We start from the raw sequence: 18,740 nt of genomic DNA, 5'->3' as shown, positions 1-18,740 counted from the left end.
TCCTCCATGTTGACGTAATCACGGCTGCGGATCTACCATGTTTACGTGAACACGCCTGAATCTGCTCGTCCCGAAGCTGCGGAGATGCGCATCGAGAACCTGAGCGCCGGCATCGTCAAGCGCGCGACGCTGCTCGCCGACGGTCGCGACATCATCTACTACGACGACCCCGACACGACGCTCGGTGCCGAGCGCGCCGTCGACGCTCGCACGCTCGACCCGCGCCCCGCCACCGCGACCATGCGGCAGGACGTGCTCACCGGCGACTGGATCACCGTCGCCGCCAACCGGCAGAACCGCGTCATGATGCCGAGCGCCGACGCCGACCCGCTGGCGCCGCAGACCCCGACCAACCCGTCGGAGGTGCCCTCGCGCTACGACGTCGCGGTGTTCGAGAACCGCTCCCCCGCGTTCGGGCCCGCCCTCGCCGAGGCCGTCGGCACCGCCCCCGGGGCGAACGACGCCCCGCGGGGTCTCGACGACCTCGACGCCCTCGGGCTCGGCCGCACCCGCACCTCGGTCGGCCGCTGCGAGGTCGTGTGCTTCAGCCCCGCGCACTCCGGGTCGTTCGGCACCCAGTCGGTCACCCGCGCCCGCACCGTGATCGAGGCCTGGGCCGACCGCACCGCGGCGCTCTCGCAGCTGCCCGGCATCCAGCAGATCTTCCCGTTCGAGAACCGCGGCGAAGCGATCGGCGTCACCCTGCCGCACCCGCACGGGCAGATCTACGCGTACCCGTACGTCACCCCGCGCACGGCAAAACTGCTCGACTCGATCGACCGCACGGCGCCGGACCTGTTCGCCCGCATCCTGGAGTTCGAGCAGGCATCCGAGCGCGTCGTCTTCCGCGGCGAGCACTGGACCGCCTTCGTGCCCTTCGCCGCCCGCTGGCCCCTCGAGGTGCACCTGATGCCGCACCGCCACGTGCCCGACTTCGCCGCCACGACCGAGGCCGAGCGCGACGAACTCGCCCCGCTCTACCTGCGTCTGCTGCGCGGTGTCGACGCGCTCTACGACACCCCCACCCCGTACATCGCCGCCTGGCACCAGGCTCCGGTGAACCTGGGCCGCGACACCGTGCGCCTGCACCTGCAGCTCACGAGCCCGCGCCGCGCCGCCGACAAGCTCAAGTTCCTCGCCGGTTCCGAGGCCGCGATGTGGGCCTGGGCCGCCGAGGTCACCCCCGAGCAGGGGGCGGCCCGCATCCGCGACGCCATCGCGGATGCCGAGGCGGCGGCCGCGGCGGCATCCGCCTCGGCATCCGCCACCGGCCCGACCTCCGAGGAGGCCTCCGCATGACCGCCGCTCAGGATGCCGCCCGCGCACTGTTCGCCGAGCTGACCGACCGCGCGCCCGACGGCACCTGGTCGGCACCGGGGCGTGTCAACCTCATCGGCGAGCACACCGACTACAACGAGGGCTTCGTGCTGCCCTTCGCCATCCCGCACCGCACGGTCGCCGCGGTCGGACGGCGCGACGATGCCCGCATCCGCGTCGCCACGACGTTCTCCGACGAGACGGTCGAGGTCGGATTCGAGGATCTCGACGGGTTGTTCCCGACCCTTCGACAGACTCAGGGACCCAGCGGCGAGGAGCCGTCGGTGCCGGAGTGGGCCGCGTACCCGCTCGGCGTCGCGTGGGCGCTGCGGCTCGCCGCTCCCGAGGGTGCCTTCCGCGGAGTCGACATCGCGATCGCCTCGGATGTGCCTGTGGGCGCGGGGCTCTCGTCGTCGGCCGCGATCGAGGGCGCGACCGCGACCGCGCTGAACGACCTCTGGCACACCGGGCTCGACCGCACGGCACTCGCCCGCGTGGGCCGTCGCGCTGAGAACGAGGCGGTCGGCGCCCCCACCGGCATCATGGACCAGATGGCGTCGATGCTCGGCGAGACCGATGCCGCGATCTTCCTCGACTGCCGCTCGCTCGACGCACAGCTCGTCACGGTCGGCGTCGCCGAGGCCGGTCTCGCGATCCTCGTCATGGACACGCGCGTCAAGCATGCACACTCCACGGGCGGCTACGGCGAGCGTCGTGCCTCGTGCGAACTCGGGGCCGAGATCATGGGCGTGCCCAGCCTGCGCGACGTGTCGACCTCCGACCTCCCCCGCGCCGAAGAGCGCATGGACGACGTGACCTTCCGCCGCGTGCGGCACATCGTCACCGAGAACCAGCGCGTGCTCGACACGGTGCGCGTGCTGCGCGAGCAGGGGGCCCGCGCGATCGGCGACCTGCTGGTCGCCTCGCACGCCTCGATGCGCGACGACTTCGAGATCTCGGTACCCGAGCTCGACACGGCCGTCGAAGCGGCGCTGGCCGCCGGTGCGCTCGGTGCACGCATGACCGGCGGCGGCTTCGGCGGTGCGGCGATCGCGCTGATCGAGCAGGATGCCACAGCGGCCGTGTCGGATGCGGTGACCGGGGCCTTCGCCGACCGGGGCTTCACCGCCCCGCACCTGTTCACGGTCGTACCGTCGGCGGGTGCGCACCGCGACGCGTGACAGCGGCACCGGTCATGACAGCAGCACCGGCGGCACCGGCCGCAGCGGCGGCGCCATCGCCCGCGGCATCGGCCACGAGCTCGGCCTGAGAGAATCGAACCCGGAGTCGCGCGGTCGCGCGCGGCCGGAGAGGAACGCAATGTCCTGGATCGTCACCGGCGGCGCCGGCTACATCGGCTCGCACGTCGTCCGCGCACTCGCGGATGCCGGGCTCACCCCGGTCGTCCTCGACGACCTGTCGAGCGGTGTCGCCTCGTTCGTTCCGGAGGGCGTGCCCTTCGTGCAGGGCAGCATCCTCGACCGCGACCTCGTCGAGAAGGCGTTCCGCGACCACGACGCCGAAGGCGTCATCCACGTCGCCGGATACAAGTACGCCGGCGTCTCGGTGCAGCGCCCGCTGCACACCTACGCGCAGAACGTCGAGGGCACCCGCGTGATCCTCGAGGCGATGGAGGCCGCGGGCGTCGCGAACATCGTCTTCTCGTCATCGGCCGCCGTGTACGGAACCCCCGACGTCGCCCTCGTCGTCGAGGACACGGCCAAGAAGCCCGCGAGCCCCTACGGTGAATCGAAGCTCATCGGCGAATGGCTGCTGCGCGACCAGGCGGTCGCCACCGCCGAGTCGGCGACCCCGCTGCGGCACACCTCGCTGCGCTACTTCAACGTCGTCGGATCGGCCGACCCGACGGTCTACGACGTGAGCCCGCACAACCTCTTCCCGATCGTGTTCGAGGCGCTGCTCGACGGACGCACCCCGCGCATCAACGGCGACGACTACGCCACCGAAGACGGCACCAACGTGCGCGACTACGTGCACGTGGGCGACATCGCCGCCGCGCACGTCGCCGCTGCGCAGCGACTCGCCGCGGGCGAACCGATCGAACCCGCCTACAACCTCGGCTCGGGCGACGGGCTCAGCGTGAAGCAGATCATGGACGCGATGGTGCGCGTCACCGGCGTCGACTTCACCCCCGAGATCGGCCCGCGTCGCGCCGGCGACCCCGACCGCATCGTCGCCGACGGCACCCTCGCCGCCCGCGACCTCGACTGGAGGATGCGGTACTCGGTGAATGAGATGGTGCGCACGGGCTGGGAGGCTCGTCGGGGCGCTTCTGTCTGATTTTCTCGTGGGGCGGGCCGCGGGGTCAGGGGGCGGGTACGGCGCTCAGGTCGCGGGTGCGGATGGGGTAGAGGAAGAAGCAGATCCAGGCGAGGGCGACGAAGCCGACGGGGATGACGGCGAGCATCAGGCGGATGCCGCCGTCCACCGTGTCGGGCTGCGCGTCGCCGAGCGTGGCATCGAAGCCGGATGCCGTGAGCACCCATGCCGCGACGACAGCCTGCAGCACCACCGAACCGCGCACGACGAAACCGTTGACCCCGAAGTAGGCGCCTTCCCGACGGTGCCCGGTGCGCACGGCATCCTCGTCGATGATCTGCGCCAGCACGACCTCGAGAAGCTGCAGCAGACCCCCGACGCCGATACCGACCGCGACGCCCACGAGGGCAGCGGCGAGGATGCTCGTGGGGGCGAGGAACCCGAGCACCGAGAGCCCGAAGACGGCCACGCTCCACAGCAGTGCGGTGCGCGGGCTGCTGCGACGAACGACGGCGCTCCACAGCACGATCGCCGGAATGGCGGTCACGAAGATCGCGCCGAGCAGGATGCTCCCCTCTCCCTCGGGAGCGCCCAGCGAGTAGCGCACGTAGAAGGGCAGCGCGGCGAGGATCACGGCGATCGCCGTCTGGATGAACAGCGAGCCGATCACGTAGGGCACGAAGGCCCGGTTCGCGAAGGTGTACCGCATCTGCATCCCGAACGGCAGCGGCGACGCGACGGATGCCTCGGGCACGCGCCGCTCGACCATCCCACCCGCGAACGACCAGACCAGGAACGCGAGGCAGACCGTGCCGAGCACGATCGCCATGCCGGGCCAGCCGATCGGCGAGGCGTAGAGCAGCGGCGCCCCGGCGGTGCCGAGGATCATGCCGAGGATCGCGAAGATCTGCCGGGGGACGTTGCCCCGGGCACGCTCGTCGGTGGTGCGGAAGATCTCGGGGAACAGCGCCGAGATGTTGAGCACGACCACCACGTAGGCGATGTCGTACACGGCCACGACCACGAGGAACCAGGCGATCAGGCCCGCGGCGGGCAGCTCCGGCGGCATCCACACCAGCGCGAACGCCACGACCAGCGGGACGATCCCGAGACCGATCCACGGGATCCGGCGTCCCCACGGGGTGCGCAGGCGATCGGAGATCGCGCCGACGAACGGGTTGAGCACGGCGTTCAGAATGCCGTGGGCGATCATCGCCGCGGCCACCCAACCCGCCGGCACGGCGAGGTGGGACACGTAGAAGTAGACGATGAACGCCGAGAAGGTCTGCGCCATCAACTGCGTGGGGAACCCGGAGGCCCCGAACGCGATCGACTGCGCCCGGGTCGGGGCGGCGTCGAGCCGTCGGTCGCGCAGACGCTCGGCGAACGTGGTCATCGTGTGGTGCCTCTCTGCAGATCGCGCAGCGCCCGCCATCCGATGCGCACGAGCCCTTCGTCTTCGATGGCCTGGAGCACGACGGGGTCGGTGAGCAGCCGCCGCTCGAACTCGCGCTTCGGTGAGGCGAAGTCCACGGCGGCCCGCAGCTCCTCGCCGTCGACCATCGGATGCAGGTAGATCTCGGTGACCCCCGCGGGCACCGCGCGCAGCAGCGCCACGAACCCGTCGCGCACCTGCTCGTAGGTCTCCTCGGCCGCGGTGCCCTCGCCGACGAGTTCGAAGGGGTGCGACCACAGCCGGTCGATGATCTCGATACCGAGGGAGTCGGCCGCGGCTGCGGCGCGCGCGAGCCTGTCGCTCAGTTCGGCATCCGATTCCGCCCCGTCCATACGGCGCGGGAGGCGAAAAGGGAGTCCGTTCGCGGCGGCCAGCGCGAACACCTGCTCGAGGAAGTCGCGACCGGTCGCCAGACCGTAGACCGAGCCCATGTGGTTGTCGAGGTGCGTGACATCGACGCCGGCATCGAGAGCGGTGCGCAGCTGCGCGGCGATCTCGGCGGCGACCTCATCGTACGCGGCACGCGTCTCGACCGCGACGACGTCGACGGGGAAGAATCCATCGCTGTCGACCAGCGACGGCGCGGCCGTGAGCGGGCGCCACCGGTAGCGGGTCCACTCGCTCGTGAGCACCAGGTGCACGCCCACATCGAGATCGGCACGGGATGCCGCGAACGCGAAGGCCTCGGGCGACCACGAGCACGGCACCATGATCGTGGCGGAGTCGACGTGGCCGGCATCCAGCAGTTCGGCGATCGCCACGTTCGCCGCATGGCACATGCCGAAATCATCGGCGTTGAGGATGATGGCGCGCGTGCCGGGGGCGAGGCCCAGCCGTTCGATGAGGTCGGAGGGTGCGGTCATCGTCGGATCCTGTCGGGAGTGCCGGTCACCGGCCGGGCTTGTCGGGTGTGGTGAGGACGCGGGCGAAGAGCGTGGCGCGCAGGGCGGATGCCGCTTCGCCGACCGCGCCGACGAGCGGCGCTTCCGGCCCGAAGGACGATACGACGAACCGCAGGGGAAGGCGGGCGGAGTACTGCTCGGCGACCTGATGGATGATGTCGACGAGCACGGGGTGCGCGGCCTGTCCGCTGAGGATGAACGCCTCGGGGTCGAGGACGAGACCGATGCTGCCGGCGACGAGGGCGAGGCGCTTGCCGAGTTCGGTCGCCATCTGAATCGCCGCCTCGTCGCCGGCGGCTGCGGCATCGAGGTGCTCTTCGAGGGGCGCGTTCTGGTCACGGCCGTTGACGAGGGCGAGGTCGGCGACGACCTGGTCGTTCACGACGGGGGCGCCGACGGGCAGCGGCGTCTGCGGTAGGTACATGACCTCGCCCGCCACCCCGGAGAACCCGCGGTGCAGGGCGCCGTCGATCACGGTCCCGGCGCCGAGGCCCTCGTCGAGCAGCAGCAGCGAGAAACTCGACAGCTCGGCTCCGACTCCGGCGGTGAGTTCGGCGAGAGCGGCGAGGTTCACGTCGTTCTCGATGCGCACGGGACAGCCGAGCCGGTCGGTGAGCGCCGAGCGGAACGCGCCGCCGTCGGGACCCTGGTCGTTGCGGATGCTGCCGTCGGCGGTCACGATGCCGGGCACGCCGATGAGCGCGAGGTGCAGCGGTCCGGCGACGGTCGCATTGCAGCGGTCGATGAGCGCGGCGATGTGCGCGACCCGTGTCTCGTTGTCGTCTTTGCGGGGGAAGTCGCCGTGCGCGTCCGCTCGGATCGTCCCGGTCGCATCGACGAGGGCGACGTGCGCTGCGCGGTGGTCGACGTGCACCGCGGCGGCGAATCCGAGGCGCGGGTGCAGGCCGACCTTGCCGGCGGCCGGTCCGCGCGAGCTGCGGTCGACACCGTCGGGGGCGACGGCCCCGGCGCTCTCGAGCATGCGCAGCACCTGCGTGACGGCGGTGCGCGACAGCCCGGTCGCCTCCATCAGATCAGTGCGCGTCTGCGGACCATCGCTGGCGAGCGTCTCGAGGATCGCCCGCCCGTTGATCGAGCGCAACAGTGTCTGCGGTCCAGCGAGGGGCCTGCTCATCGCGCTCCGGTCGATCTTTCTGTGAGGGGTCCGTGCCGTCCTGGCTCGAGCCGTGATGGTTCGTTTGTACGGCTCGAGCCTGGTTGCTCGCGCCGTGACGGCTCGTGCGTACTGACTCGCGCCACGCGTGGTGGTTCCTGTGCTGCGCAGCCGATCCCCCGTTCGGCTTCCTTGAGCATGGCATACCGGAGACCCGCCGGTCGACACTTCGTGTCGCATTCGGGCGCGTGGAGGGTTATCGCCCCGCGGCTCGGGCGACTGCGCCCGGTCTCGTGGGCGTTCATGCGCGGTCGTGATTCATCCGCGGTCACGCGGCGCGCATGTGCGGTCACACGGCGTGCATGCACGGCCACGTGGGAGTTCATGCGCGGATCGGTGGTCGTGTTCGGCGCGTGGGCATTCAAGCTCGGATCGGTGATCGTGTTCGGCGGGTGCGCGTGGTGGTGCGGGTGGCCGGCCGTGGTGATCGCCATTTCTGGTGGGGGTCCCACCAGGCGGGTCCGCGGACGTGGGGTGTGCCGTGGTGCATGCGGATGGTCCAGCCGTTGGTGTCGAGGGTGCGGTGGTGGTGCCAGCAGAGGGTGACGCCGTTGTCGGTGGTGGTGGGTCCGCCGTGGGAGTGTTCGGTGACGTGGTGGATCTCGCACCAGGTTGCGGGGACGTGGCAGCCGGGGATGAGGCATTCTGTGTCGCGGAGGGCGATCGCGCGGCGTTGGTGGGCGGTGAAGATCCGGTCGGTGGTGTCGATCCCGATGATGCGGCCGCCCGGGTCGCAGGTGACGCGTTGGATGCTGCCCCCGCACGCGGTGTGCCGGGCAGTCGCAAGAGACACCGGGGCGTCGTCGATGCCGTCGACGTGCGCCCACCCCCGCCCGGACGCATAATCCTCCGCAGCCACCGACACCACGAGGGTCGGCGCGGCACCACCGAGGGTGGGCATGTCGCCGTGGCGGGCGGCGATGCCGAGGACCGCGGCGAGAGCGTCGTGCTGCTTCTGCGCCCGGGACCGGTCATCGACCGTGCGGCCCGCATCACCCGACGGCAGCACGTCGTCGTCGAGAAGCCCCGCGAACAGCTCATCGGTTGAATACTCCCCCGTGCCGTCTAGGTTGTTGTTCGAAGGCGCGAATCGCACTCCGCTCGAGCCCGCCGCATCATGAACTGAGGGCACCGCCGGGATTGGCGGTCCGTCGACCTTCGGGTTGAGGTACGCGTCCCAGATGCGTCGCAACTGTCCCGCCGTCTCGGGCAGCAGCGACCCGCGGATCGGGATCACCCCGTCTTTGGCCCGCCCGAGGACGATGCCGCGGGCGCGCATCGCCCGCTCTTCGGCGGGTTCTGCGCCGTCCGGGTCGAGGTACGTCACGATCACCCGCGACAACACCTTCAAGTCCTCGGGCGTGGCCGGCGGGCTCGCGTCGAACCGGCCGTCAGAGTCGGCATCGGCTTCGGTGTCGCCCTCCGCACTCCCACCGCTGTCACTATCGGCGGCGATGAACCCGCGGGCGTACTCGGCCAGCTCGGTATCGGCGCGCAACCGATCCGCCGCACCGATCCGGACGCCGGCGTGCTCCACGGGCCCGGTCGCCGCGAGCAACCCCGCGACCCCGACCGCGCCGTCCACTAGGGCGTCACGCAACGCCGGCCACCGGGCGGGCAGCAGCACCCCCGAAGAGAAGTCCAACTCCCGCCGGACGATCTTCCCGGCTTTCACGACCCGCGCCGCGCCGGCCGCGTCCGTGCGCAGCACCCGCTGGACGAGCTCGTTCATGCTCCGGCATCCGAACCGCCCGCAAAACGCCAGCTCCCCCGACCCCGCCGGACGCTGATCCACCGACCCGACCGTCTCCACCACCACCGCATCCACCCGCCGGGCTACCTCCCCCGCGGCACGCAACACCTGCATCTTCTCCGCATCCGACAACCCCGCCACGACATCCGCGCGCAACACCACAGCCAGGTCACGGGCGACCCGATCCAGATACTCGGCGGTGCTGTTCATGCACCCCAGTCCACCAGGAGCCACCGACATTCAGACGCGAAAACCCCAGACCAACGAACATATCCACGTGATCGGTGGAGAACTCGCAACCACACCACACCGGTGCAGAACGAGTGCACACGCGGCGGGACCCTTCGACAAGCTCAGGGACCCAGTCGCGGGACGGGGCGGGGCCCTTCGACAAGCTCAGGGACCCAGCCGCCTGCGCGAGCACGGGACCCTTCGACAAGCTCAGGGACCCAGTCGGGGGACAGGAGAGCGGGCCCTTCGACACGCGCAGGGACCCAGTCGCGGGACGGGGTAGGGCCCGTCGACACGCTCAGGGACCCAGTACGGGACGGGGCGGGACCCTTCGACAGGCTCAGGGACCCAGCCTGCGCGAGCACCGGCCCCTCGACACGCTCAGGGGCCCTACGTCACAACCCGCGGCGCTTCGTCTCGCTCTGCTCGCCCGGGACCCGAGCCGCGCACGACCCCCGCCTCTCAGTCCAGGGCGCTCATCACGTGCTTGATGCGGGTGTAGTCCTCGAAGCCGTACTGCGAGAGGTCCTTGCCGTAACCCGAGTGCTTGAACCCCCCGTGCGGCATGTCGGAGACGAACGGGATGTGCGTGTTGATCCAGACGCATCCGAAGTCGAGGTCGCGCGAGAACCGCATCGCCCGCGCGTGGTCGGTCGTCCAGACGGATGCGGCGAGCGCGTACGGCACATCATTCGCCATCGCGAGGGCCTCGTCGTCGGTGGAGAACGACTGCACCGTGAGCACCGGCCCGAAGACCTCACCCTGCACGATCTCGTCGTCCTGCCGCACCCCCGAGACGATCGTCGCGGGCCAGAAATAGCCACGGTCGCCCTGCCGCACTCCCCCGGTCTCGACCTGAGCGTGCGCCGGCAACCGCGACACGAATCCCGACACCTGCTCCAGCTGCGCCGCACTGTTGAGCGGACCGTACAGCACCCCGTCCTCGCGCGGTCCGCCGGTGCGGGCATCCGACTCCGCCCGTGCGACCAGCGCCGCCACGACCTCGTCGTGCAGGGACTCGTGCACGAGCACCCGCGTCGCCGCCGTGCAGTCCTGCCCGGCGTTGAAGAACGCGCCGGTCACGATCCCCTCGACCGCCTTCGACACCGAGGCATCAGCGAAGACGATCGCCGGGGCCTTGCCGCCGAGTTCGAGGTGCACACGCTTGACGTCGTTCGCCGCCGACCGCGCCACCGCCATGCCCGCACGCACCGACCCGGTGATCGCGACCATCTGCGGTGTCGGATGCTCCACCAGCGCGACGCCGGTCTCGCGGTCGCCCAGCACGACGTTCAACGTCCCCGCCGGGGTGTGCGGCGCCACGATCTCGGCGAGCAGCAGCGTCGACAGCGGGGTCGTCTCGGCGGGCTTGAGCACGACGGCGTTGCCGGCGGCGAGCGCCGGGGCGATCTTCCACACCGCCATGTTCAGCGGGTAGTTCCAGGGGGTGACCTGCCCGATCACGCCGATCGGCTCCCGCCGCACGAACGACGTGTGCCCGGCGAGGTACTCCCCCGCCGCGCGCCCCTCGAGCGACCGCGCGGCACCGGCGAAGAACCGCAGCTGATCGACCGACTGCATGATCTCGTCCTCGACGAGGCTCGCGCGCGGCTTGCCGGTGTCGCGCGACTCGAGATCGGCGAACTCCTCGGCCCGAGCGGCCATGTCGTCGGCGATGCGGAAGAGGGCGAGCTGCCGATCGGCCGGCGTCGTGTCGCGCCACAGCGGGAAGGCAGCGGATGCCGCGGCGTAGGCGGCATCGACGTCACCGGCATCCGACACCGGGAGGCGACCGTACTCCTCCTCTGTGGCGGGGTCGATAAGCGGAAGGTCGCCTGCGCCCGACACGGGGACGAACCGACCGCCGATGAAGTTCTGCAGGGTGTCTGTGCGCATGCGGCCCACAGTAGCGCGGCACTTTCGGAATCGGAAGGCCCGAAAGCCACAGACGACTGAATCGGTTGCACCACCGGCATCCGCCTGTCAATATCGACGCATGGGCACGAAGACGCAGCCGGCGCTGGACGACATCTCGAAGCGGATCATCGAGCTGCTCCAGGAGGACGGCCGGCGCCCCTACGCCGAGATCGGCCGGGAGGTGGGGCTCAGCGAGGCCGCCACCCGCCAGCGCGTGCAGCGGATGACCGATGCGGGAACGATCCAGATCGTCGCGGTCACCGACCCCCTGCAACTCGGATTCCACCGGATGTCGATGATCGGCATCCGCGTCACCGGCGACCCGCGCGCCGTCGCCGAGCAGCTCACCGAGATCACCGAACTCGCCTACGTCGTCGTCACCCTCGGCAGCTTCGACATCCTCGTCGAAGCCGTCTGCGAGAGCGACGCCGACCTGCTCGACCTCATCGCGACGCGCATCCGCACGATCCCCGGCGTCGTGCACACCGAGAGCCTGCTCTACGCCGGGCTCTACAAAGACCTCTACAACTGGGGAACGCGCTGACCGCGCACCCCACCCGCTGAGAACACCAGGGAGCGCGCATGGGAACCACCGTCTTCGAACGCCGCCGCCCGCAGGACTCCGTGATCGACGAGTCCCTGCGCGACACCTCCTTCGCCGTGTTCTGGCTCGATGACGTGCAGCGCACCGAGTATCCGACGCTGACCGGTGCGATCGAGGCCGACCTCGCGATCGTCGGCGGCGGGTACGCGGGGCTCTGGACCGCGATCCGCGCCAAGGAGCGCGACCCCGACCGGCGGGTCGTGCTGATCGAGGCGTCGCGCGTCGCGTGGGCGGCATCCGGCCGCAACGGCGGATTCTGCGAGGCCAGCATCACCCACGGTCACGAGAACGGCGTGAACCGCTGGCCCGATGAGATCGATGAGCTCGAACGCCTCGGCCTCGAGAACCTCGACGGCATCGCCCGGACCGTCGAGCGCTACGCCATGGATGCCGAGTTCGAACGCACGGGGCAGCTCGCCGTCGCCGTCGAACCGCACCAGGTCGAGTGGCTGCGCGAGGAGGAGGGCTTCCTCGACCGCGAGGCCGTGCAGGCCGAGGTGCACTCGCCCACGTTCCTCGCGGGCGCGTGGGAGCGCGACACCACCGCCCTCGTGCACCCCGCCAAGCTCGGGCTCGAGCTCGCCCGCGTCGCGACCGACCTCGGTGTGGAGATCTACGAGCACACCCTCGTGCAGGACATCCTCGGCGACGGATCGGGCCCGATCACGGTCGAAGCCCGCGACGGCCGGGTCGTGGCGGATGCCGTGGCGCTGGCCACGAACGTCTTCCCCTCACTGCTCAAGCGCAACCGGCTGATGACGGTGCCCGTGTACGACTACGTGCTGATGACCGAACCTCTGAGCACCGAGCAGCTCGCGTCGATCGGTTGGCGGAACCGGCAGGGCCTCGCCGACAGCGCCAACCAGTTCCACTACTACCGGCTCACCGCCGACGACCGCATCCTCTTCGGCGGCTACGACGCGGTCTACCACTACGGGGGCAAGGTGCGCCCCGAATACGAGGACCGGATGGAGAGCCACCGACGCCTCGCCTCGCACTTCTTCACGACCTTCCCGCAACTCGAAGGCCTGCGATTCACGCACCGCTGGGCCGGAGCGATCGACTCGTCGAGCCGCTTCTGCGCATTCTTCGGCACCGCGCGCAAGGGCCGGGTGACCTACGCCAGCGGGTTCACCGGGCTCGGCGTGGGCGCGGCACGGTTCGCCGCCGACGTCATGCTCGACGAGCTCGCGGGCGAGGAGACCGAACGCACCGCCCTGCAGATGGTGCGCCAGCGTCCCGTGCCGTTCCCGCCGGAACCGGCCGCCGCGGTGGGCATCAACCTCGTGCGCGCCGCGATGGATCGCGCCGATCACAACGGGGGCAGGCGCAACCTCTTCCTCAAGACGCTCGACGCCCTCGGCATGGGTTTCGACTCGTGAGCGACGTCGAGCGCGAGCCAGGTCTCTCCCCGGTGCCGGCCACCGGACTCCTGCCCGGGACGATGGCGGATGCCGCTGCCCTCGCTCTCGCGCACGAACCGCTCCCGGCATCCGAGGTGCGGGCGGGAACCCCGACGACCGCCGTCCACCCGCTGTCGCTCATCGGCGGCACCGAGGTCGGCATCTGGGAGATGACGCCGGGTACGGCCTCGGACGTCGAGACCGACGAGGTGTTCGTCGTGCTCGCCGGACGCGCGCGCATCGCCTTCGACGACCCCGCGATCGCCGACCTCGAGGTCGGACCGGGGTCGGTCGTTCGCCTGGCCGAGGGCCAGCGCACGGTCTGGACCGTCACCGAGACCCTGCGCAAGGTCTACATCGCCTGAGGCGAGCCGGGCTCGGGCTCAGCCGACGCGGGTGACCTCGGCGTGCGGCATCCGCTCGCGCATCACCCGGATCGCCTCGGGGTTGTCGTCGACCAGCACGCTGTCGCGCCCCAGGGCCGATGCGACCGCGCCGGTCGTACCGCTGCCGGCGAAGAGGTCGAGCACGCGGTCTCCGGGGCGGCTCGAGGCCCGGATGATGCGGCGCAGGATGCCTTCGGGCTTCTGCGTCGGATACCCCGTCTTCTCGCGACCCGTCGTCGGCACGATCGTGTGCCACCACACGTCGGTCGGCAGCTTCCCCCTCGCCGCCTTCTCGGGGGTGACGAGGCCGGGCGCCATATAGGGCTCGCGGTCGACCTCGTCGGAGTCGAAGAAGTACGTCCGCGGATTCTTCACGTACACGAGGATCGTGTCGTGCTTGGTGGGCCAGCGGCTGCGCGACTTGGCGCCGTAGTCGTAGGCCCAGATCAGCTCGTTGAGGAACGAGTCGCGGCCGAACACCGCGTCGAGCATCACCTTCGCGTAGTGCGCCTCGCGGTAGTCGAGGTGCAGGTAGAGCGTGCCGTCGTCGGCGAGCAGCCGCCAGGCCTCCTCGAGACGGGGCATGAGGAAGTCGCCGTAGTCGTCGAAGCGGTCGTCGTAGGTGCGCAGCATCCCGCGCACCCGCTCATAGCGGTGGCCGTGGAAGCCGTGGCGGATCTCGGCGGGCGCGGTCTCGGGGGGCCGGGTGCCGGCGGGAGCGGTCTCGGGAACCGCGGCGTCGGGAACCGTCTCGGCATCCGGCTGTCCATAACTCCGGACGGATGCTTCGGAAGAAGCCGATTCGGGCCCGCTCGGGCCCTCTGCCGGCGATTCTTCCGGAGTCATGGACGCCCGCGTCGCGGTGACGATCTGACGTTCGCGCGCGCGGCCCGTGTTGAAGGGCGGATCGAGGTACACGAGCGTGAACGATGCGCTCGGCAACGTGCGCGCAGCAGCGAGATTGTCACCCTCGAGGATCGCGACCTGGCCGACCGAGACCGGATCGATGGAGATATCCGTCGCGGCCGGGGACTCCGGATACTCCGGCGTCGTCACGGCACCCGGTGCAGCCACGCGTCGGTCGAGAACTTCGTCTCGACCAGCTCCTCGGCCGCGGCGTACTCGTCGTCGGCGACCGTGCCGTCCTCGGCCGCGGTGAGCGAGCGGAAGGTCTCGATGAAGCGGTCGATGATCTCCTCGCGGCTGAGCCCGGTCTGGCTGCGCAGCGGGTCGACGCGCTTGGCCGCCGAGGTGGTGCCCTTGTCGCTCAGCTTCTCGCGTCCGATGCGCAGCACCTCGGTCATGACCTGGCCGTCGAGGTCGTACGACAGCGAGGCGTGGTGCAGCACCCCTCCGTTGGCGAGACGCTTCTGCGCGGCGCCCCCGATCTTGCCGGTCGAACTCGCGATGTCGTTGAGGGGGCGGTAGACGGCGTCGATGCCGAGAGAGCGCAGCGCCTGCAGGGCGAAGTCGTCGAGGAACGCGTACGAGTCGGCGAACGTCATACCCGCGACGAGGGATGCCGGCACGTACAGCGAGTAGGTGATGATCTGCCCCTCGGGGATGAGCATCGCGCCACCGCCCGAGATGCGGCGCACGACGTCGAAGCCGTGACGCGCGGCGCCCTCGGGATCGACCTCGTTGCGATACGACTGGAACGATCCGATGACGACCGCCGAGCCGTCCCACTCCCAGATGCGCAGGGTCGGGCGACGCCGCCCCTCGCCGACGCGCGAGGTGAGAACCTCGTCGAGTGCGAGGTTCATGGCCGGCGAGACCGCCTTGTCGTGCACGATCTCCCAGTCGAAGTCGCGCCAGCCCGGCGCGGTGACGAGGGCGCGGCGCACGACGGTGCCCACGGCCTCGGGCGTGAAGCCGAGCAGCTGGGCGCCCTCGGGAAGAGCCTCGCGCACGGCGGTGGCGATCACCGAGGCATCCGATTCGACCGGCAGGCCGTTCACGGCGTCGTTGATCGCCTCGAGCGCGGTGTCGGGCTCGAGGAAGAAGTCGCCCGCGAGCCGGAACTGCGCGATCCTCCCGTCGTCGACCTCGAGGTCGACGACGACGAGCTTTCCCCCTGGGACCTTGTATTCACCGTGCACCTCCCCAGCCTACGACCGACGGGGGTCGATGGTCGCGGTCGACCTTGTGGGGAGGGGTCAGCGACCGAGGACGACGGCGCGCTCGCCGGCGCGGATGTACGAGGTGATGCGGTTGCCCGCCGGCGGGAGCGGGCACACGAACTGGTCTGAGAACGCGCACGGCGGCAGGTGGGCCCGGTTGAAGTCGACGACCGCGGCGCCGTCGTCATCCGGCTCGTCGATCGCGAGGAAGCGGAAGGGGAACGTCTCGATGCCGGTGGTCCCGTCGGCGAACACCGCGCCGAGGCCGCCGCGCACGTTGCGCGTCACGGTCAGTTCGTGCGCGACCCCGCGGATCTCGAACCGCAGCCGACCGGCGATCGGCGCCTCGTGCCGGTCACCGTCGATCGCGACGATCGTGATCGACTCGTCGGTGGCGGGCGCGAACGTCGCCGGGAGCCGCCACACCGGATCGGGACGATAGGCGTCGATCGCGCTGAACCGCTCGCGCTGCGGGCGGGCCGGGTTGAACACCCGCAGCGCCACGGTCTGGCGCCGCGGGAACACCCGCAGTTCGCGCCGCCCGAAGCGCAGCGCCTCGCCCCGACGAAGGGTGACGGTGGCTCCGGCGACCCCGAGCTCGATGCCGCGGATCTCGCCCTCACCGCCGACCGCCCAGAGCCCCGGCACGTTCTCGACCGCGGCGGGTTCGGAGATCAGCCAGTTCGTCGACTCCAGGGCCGACGGTCCGTACTCGGCACCCGCCACGCGTTCGCGTTCGTCGTGCCACGCACGCCAGTCGCTCTCGAAGCTCATCGGGCCTCCTCCCGTCACCGCGGAATGTTGCCCTGAATCTACGGCGGGGGCGAAGCATCCGTGGGGCGGGTGTCATGCGCCTTCACCCGACGTCATCCGGCGTCATACCGGCACTCGTGGGCGTCGCCGACCGCGCACAGTTTCGGAGATCCGCCGCGACACGCCGCGCCGCCGTCCGCCCTGGCGGAGTGTCGGATGCGATCTCCGAAGTTGTGCGGCCGACGAGGAGCAACCGTTGGCCGCGGTCGCACGGCGCAGAGAAGGGCCCCACCGTGACCGAACGTCAGCGCGCGGGGATGTGCGTGTCGAGCCAGGCGAGGGTGTCGGCGCGCACCTCGTCCTGCTGCAGCTCGGCGAAGATCTCGTGCCGCGCATCGGGGTAGACGAGGGTCGTCACATCGCTGAAGCCCGAACGCGCACGGTACTCGTCGGCGAGCTTGTGGACGCTGCGGGGGCCGCCGACCGGGTCGTCACGACCGACCAGCAGCAGAAGGGGGATGTCGCGGCCGGCCGTCGCACGCAGGCCGCGGCGTGGGCGCCCGAAGAGCTTCGCGGCTTCGATCGGCCCGAACAGCTTCAGCAGCGGCTCACCCGTGGTGAGCGGGTCGATCTCGAACGCCGTCCACACCTCGGGGTCACGGCTGAGCCACTCGTAGCCGGTGGCGTCCGGCCCGGCCCAGCGGGCATTGAGGGGCGCGGCGCTGAGCGACCCCGGCATCCGCAAGGCCGACCCCGACAGGATCACGGCGTCGAACGCCTCGGGATGCTCGTTCAGCAGCATCTGCGCGAGAAACGATCCCCACGAATGCCCGAGCAGCACGAGGGGCAGGTCGGGGTTCTCGTCGCGAATGATGCCCGTCAGCTGCCACACGGCCTCCTTCGCGGCGCGCAGCCCTCCCTTGCCGAGCCGGCCCAATCGCGCGGGACCCCCGTGCTGGCGGATGCCGGTGCGGCCGTGGCCGCGGTGGTCGTCGGCGTAGACGGTGAAGCCCGCCGCGGTCAACGCGGCGATCAGCGCACCGTAGCGACCCGCGTGCTCGCCGACCCCGTGCAGCAGCTGCACGACACCGCGGGGCGTCGTGGCTGACGGGTGCACGTCGTAGACGATGGCGATGCCGTCGGCATCCGTGAACTCTCGGGTATCCGTCACGCTGCGAGCCTACCGATCGGGGGCGCGCCTCACAGCCCCAGGGCGGTGCGCACGGCGAGGGCGGTGTCGAGGTCGGTGACCTCGTACCCGCCGACGCCGTCGGAGGCCGATCCCATGCGCACGCCGCCCTCGGCGGTGACCGTGCGCTTGGCCGAGAAGTGCAGGGCATCGACGCCGGTGGAGGCGAGCTCTGCGGCGTTCGCAGCATCGACGCCGCTGCCCGCCATGATCTGGATGCGCCCGTCGGCCCGGGCGATCAGGGCGCGAAGCGTGTCGATGCCGTCGATCGCGGCGGATGCTCCGCCCGAGGTGAGCACGCGCCGCAGCCCGAGCGCGATCGCCGCGTCGAGGGTCGAGAGCGGGTCGGGGCTGACGTCGATCGCGCGGTGCAGCGTGACGGACGCTCCATCGGCCGCCTCGCGCAGCCGGGTCATGACCTCGAGGTCGAGCACGCCGTGCGCATCGAGGGCGCCGATCACGACGCCGTCGGCTCCGGCCTCGAGCGCGCGGCGCACGTCACGCTCGCAGATCGCGATCTCGTCGTCGGTGTAGTGGAAGTCGCCGCCGCGCGGGCGCACGAGCACGTGCACCTCGACGCCGGCGTCACGCGCCGCCTCGACCGACAGCTCGAGCGTGGCGGGCGACGGGGTGAGGCCCCCGAGCGCCAGCGCGGTCGCGAGTTCGACGCGCGCGGCGCCGACCTCACCGGCGATGCGCACTCCGGCGGGATCCTGCACGGCGATTTCGAGAGCGGGGGTTCGGGTCACGCGCTCCATTCTGCCGTTCTCGCCCCGGGCGTCGATTACTTAGATAGACTAACTAAGTAATGATTTCGCCCGACGACTCCCTCCAGCTCACCGCCACCGAGTTGCGCATGGCCACCTTCCGGCTGGCGCGACGCCTGCGCTGCGCCCGCGCCGCCGACTCCATGAGCGATGCGCAGCTCGCCGTGCTCGCCGACCTGCGCATGAACGGTCGTCGCACCATCTCGACTCTCGCCGAGCGCGAGCGCGTGACCGCTCCCTCGATGACCAACACCATCAACGGCCTCGAGGAGCAGGGCTATGTCACCCGATCCGTCGACGAGGACGACCGCCGCCGCGTGCAGGTCGAGATCACGGATGCCGGCGCCGAACTCGTCGTCGAGACCGTCCGCCGCCGCGACGTGCTGCTGGCCGACATGCTCGCCGACCTCGACTTCACGGAGGACGAGCTCACGACGCTGCGCGAGGCGAGCGTCCTGATGCGACGGGTGACCGACCGATGAGCG

General features: G+C 70.8%; 17 protein-coding genes. 7 read left to right on the top strand and 10 right to left on the bottom strand.

Annotated elements, in window-relative coordinates:
• Positions 1-84 precede the first annotated feature (84 nt).
• The 3 genes from galT to galE all read left to right on the top strand — a co-directional run bounded on the left by galT (position 85) and on the right by galE (position 3,618).
• A complete protein-coding gene (gene galT / locus ACIPVN_RS12545; RefSeq protein WP_400443369.1) occupies positions 85-1,299 on the top strand; it encodes a galactose-1-phosphate uridylyltransferase in 1,215 nt (404 codons plus the stop codon).
• Positions 1,296-2,498, top strand: coding sequence for a galactokinase (gene galK, locus ACIPVN_RS12540; protein WP_400443164.1), 1,203 nt, complete (start codon positions 1,296-1,298; stop codon positions 2,496-2,498). The genes galT and galK overlap by 4 nt, the downstream gene beginning before the upstream one ends.
• Before the next feature lie 139 nt (positions 2,499-2,637).
• On the top strand, positions 2,638-3,618 hold the full coding sequence (gene galE / locus ACIPVN_RS12535; protein ID WP_400443367.1) for a UDP-glucose 4-epimerase GalE: 981 nt from the start codon (positions 2,638-2,640) through the stop codon (positions 3,616-3,618).
• A 25-nt stretch (positions 3,619-3,643) separates the two neighbouring features.
• Here the strand turns inward: galE and ACIPVN_RS12530 are convergent, their stop codons facing one another.
• The 5 genes from ACIPVN_RS12530 to ACIPVN_RS12510 all read right to left on the bottom strand — a co-directional run bounded on the left by ACIPVN_RS12530 (position 3,644) and on the right by ACIPVN_RS12510 (position 11,009).
• Positions 3,644-4,993 carry an MFS transporter gene (locus tag ACIPVN_RS12530; RefSeq protein WP_400443163.1) on the bottom strand — a complete coding sequence of 450 codons (1,350 nt, stop codon included), beginning with the start codon at positions 4,991-4,993 and terminating at the stop codon, positions 3,644-3,646.
• Positions 4,990-5,916 carry a polysaccharide deacetylase family protein gene (locus tag ACIPVN_RS12525; protein ID WP_400443161.1) on the bottom strand — a complete coding sequence of 309 codons (927 nt, stop codon included), beginning with the start codon at positions 5,914-5,916 and terminating at the stop codon, positions 4,990-4,992. Before ACIPVN_RS12525 ends, ACIPVN_RS12530 begins: the two co-directional genes overlap by 4 nt.
• Before the next feature lie 25 nt (positions 5,917-5,941).
• Positions 5,942-7,090 carry an ROK family transcriptional regulator gene (locus ACIPVN_RS12520; protein ID WP_400443159.1) on the bottom strand — a complete coding sequence of 383 codons (1,149 nt, stop codon included), beginning with the start codon at positions 7,088-7,090 and terminating at the stop codon, positions 5,942-5,944.
• Positions 7,091-7,490: 400 nt separating this feature from the next.
• On the bottom strand, positions 7,491-9,092 hold the full coding sequence (locus ACIPVN_RS12515) for a DUF222 domain-containing protein (protein WP_400443157.1): 1,602 nt from the start codon (positions 9,090-9,092) through the stop codon (positions 7,491-7,493).
• Positions 9,093-9,575: 483 nt separating this feature from the next.
• Complete coding sequence (locus tag ACIPVN_RS12510; protein ID WP_400443155.1) at positions 9,576-11,009, bottom strand: gamma-aminobutyraldehyde dehydrogenase; 1,434 nt, start codon at positions 11,007-11,009, stop codon at positions 9,576-9,578.
• Between the two features lie 100 nt (positions 11,010-11,109).
• Between ACIPVN_RS12510 and ACIPVN_RS12505 the strand changes: the two genes are divergently transcribed.
• The 3 genes from ACIPVN_RS12505 to ACIPVN_RS12495 are packed head-to-tail and all read left to right on the top strand — an operon-like array spanning position 11,110 to position 13,402.
• Positions 11,110-11,574: an Lrp/AsnC family transcriptional regulator gene (locus ACIPVN_RS12505; RefSeq protein WP_400443153.1), complete on the top strand. Its 465-nt coding sequence runs from the start codon at positions 11,110-11,112 to the stop codon at positions 11,572-11,574.
• Positions 11,575-11,612: 38 nt separating this feature from the next.
• The gene (locus tag ACIPVN_RS12500) at positions 11,613-13,016 is read left to right on the top strand and encodes an NAD(P)/FAD-dependent oxidoreductase (protein WP_400443152.1); all 1,404 of its coding nucleotides are present in this window, start codon (positions 11,613-11,615) and stop codon (positions 13,014-13,016) included.
• Positions 13,013-13,402 carry a cupin domain-containing protein gene (locus tag ACIPVN_RS12495; RefSeq protein WP_400443150.1) on the top strand — a complete coding sequence of 130 codons (390 nt, stop codon included), beginning with the start codon at positions 13,013-13,015 and terminating at the stop codon, positions 13,400-13,402. The genes ACIPVN_RS12500 and ACIPVN_RS12495 overlap by 4 nt, the downstream gene beginning before the upstream one ends.
• Before the next feature lie 18 nt (positions 13,403-13,420).
• On the opposite strand, the gene ACIPVN_RS12490 is transcribed toward ACIPVN_RS12495, so the two are convergent.
• The 5 genes from ACIPVN_RS12490 to ACIPVN_RS12470 form a co-directional block, all read right to left on the bottom strand.
• Entirely contained in the window at positions 13,421-14,497 is a 1,077-nt protein-coding gene (locus tag ACIPVN_RS12490; protein WP_400443148.1) for a DNA methyltransferase, read from the bottom strand.
• Positions 14,476-15,525 (bottom strand): lipoyl protein ligase domain-containing protein, encoded by a 1,050-nt coding sequence (locus ACIPVN_RS12485; RefSeq protein ID WP_336641719.1) that lies wholly within the window; start codon positions 15,523-15,525, stop codon positions 14,476-14,478. The genes ACIPVN_RS12490 and ACIPVN_RS12485 overlap by 22 nt, the downstream gene beginning before the upstream one ends.
• 57 nt (positions 15,526-15,582) lie before the next feature.
• Entirely contained in the window at positions 15,583-16,320 is a 738-nt protein-coding gene (locus tag ACIPVN_RS12480) for a DUF1684 domain-containing protein (RefSeq protein WP_400443145.1), read from the bottom strand.
• Between the two features lie 283 nt (positions 16,321-16,603).
• The gene (locus ACIPVN_RS12475) at positions 16,604-17,470 is read right to left on the bottom strand and encodes an alpha/beta fold hydrolase (RefSeq protein WP_400443144.1); all 867 of its coding nucleotides are present in this window, start codon (positions 17,468-17,470) and stop codon (positions 16,604-16,606) included.
• A 29-nt stretch (positions 17,471-17,499) separates the two neighbouring features.
• Complete coding sequence (locus ACIPVN_RS12470) at positions 17,500-18,237, bottom strand: copper homeostasis protein CutC (RefSeq protein WP_400443142.1); 738 nt, start codon at positions 18,235-18,237, stop codon at positions 17,500-17,502.
• Between the two features lie 59 nt (positions 18,238-18,296).
• Here ACIPVN_RS12470 and ACIPVN_RS12465 point away from each other — a divergent pair, with 59 nt between their 5' ends.
• Positions 18,297-18,737, top strand: coding sequence for a MarR family winged helix-turn-helix transcriptional regulator (locus tag ACIPVN_RS12465; protein WP_400443141.1), 441 nt, complete (start codon positions 18,297-18,299; stop codon positions 18,735-18,737).
• Positions 18,738-18,740 lie beyond the last annotated feature (3 nt).

The organism is Microbacterium sp. NPDC090003 (assembly GCF_044748385.1).
Lineage (GTDB): Bacteria > Actinomycetota > Actinomycetes > Actinomycetales > Microbacteriaceae > Microbacterium.
The sequence above is the reverse complement of the archived record's forward strand: the minus strand, read 5'-3'. Positions and strand labels throughout refer to the sequence as shown.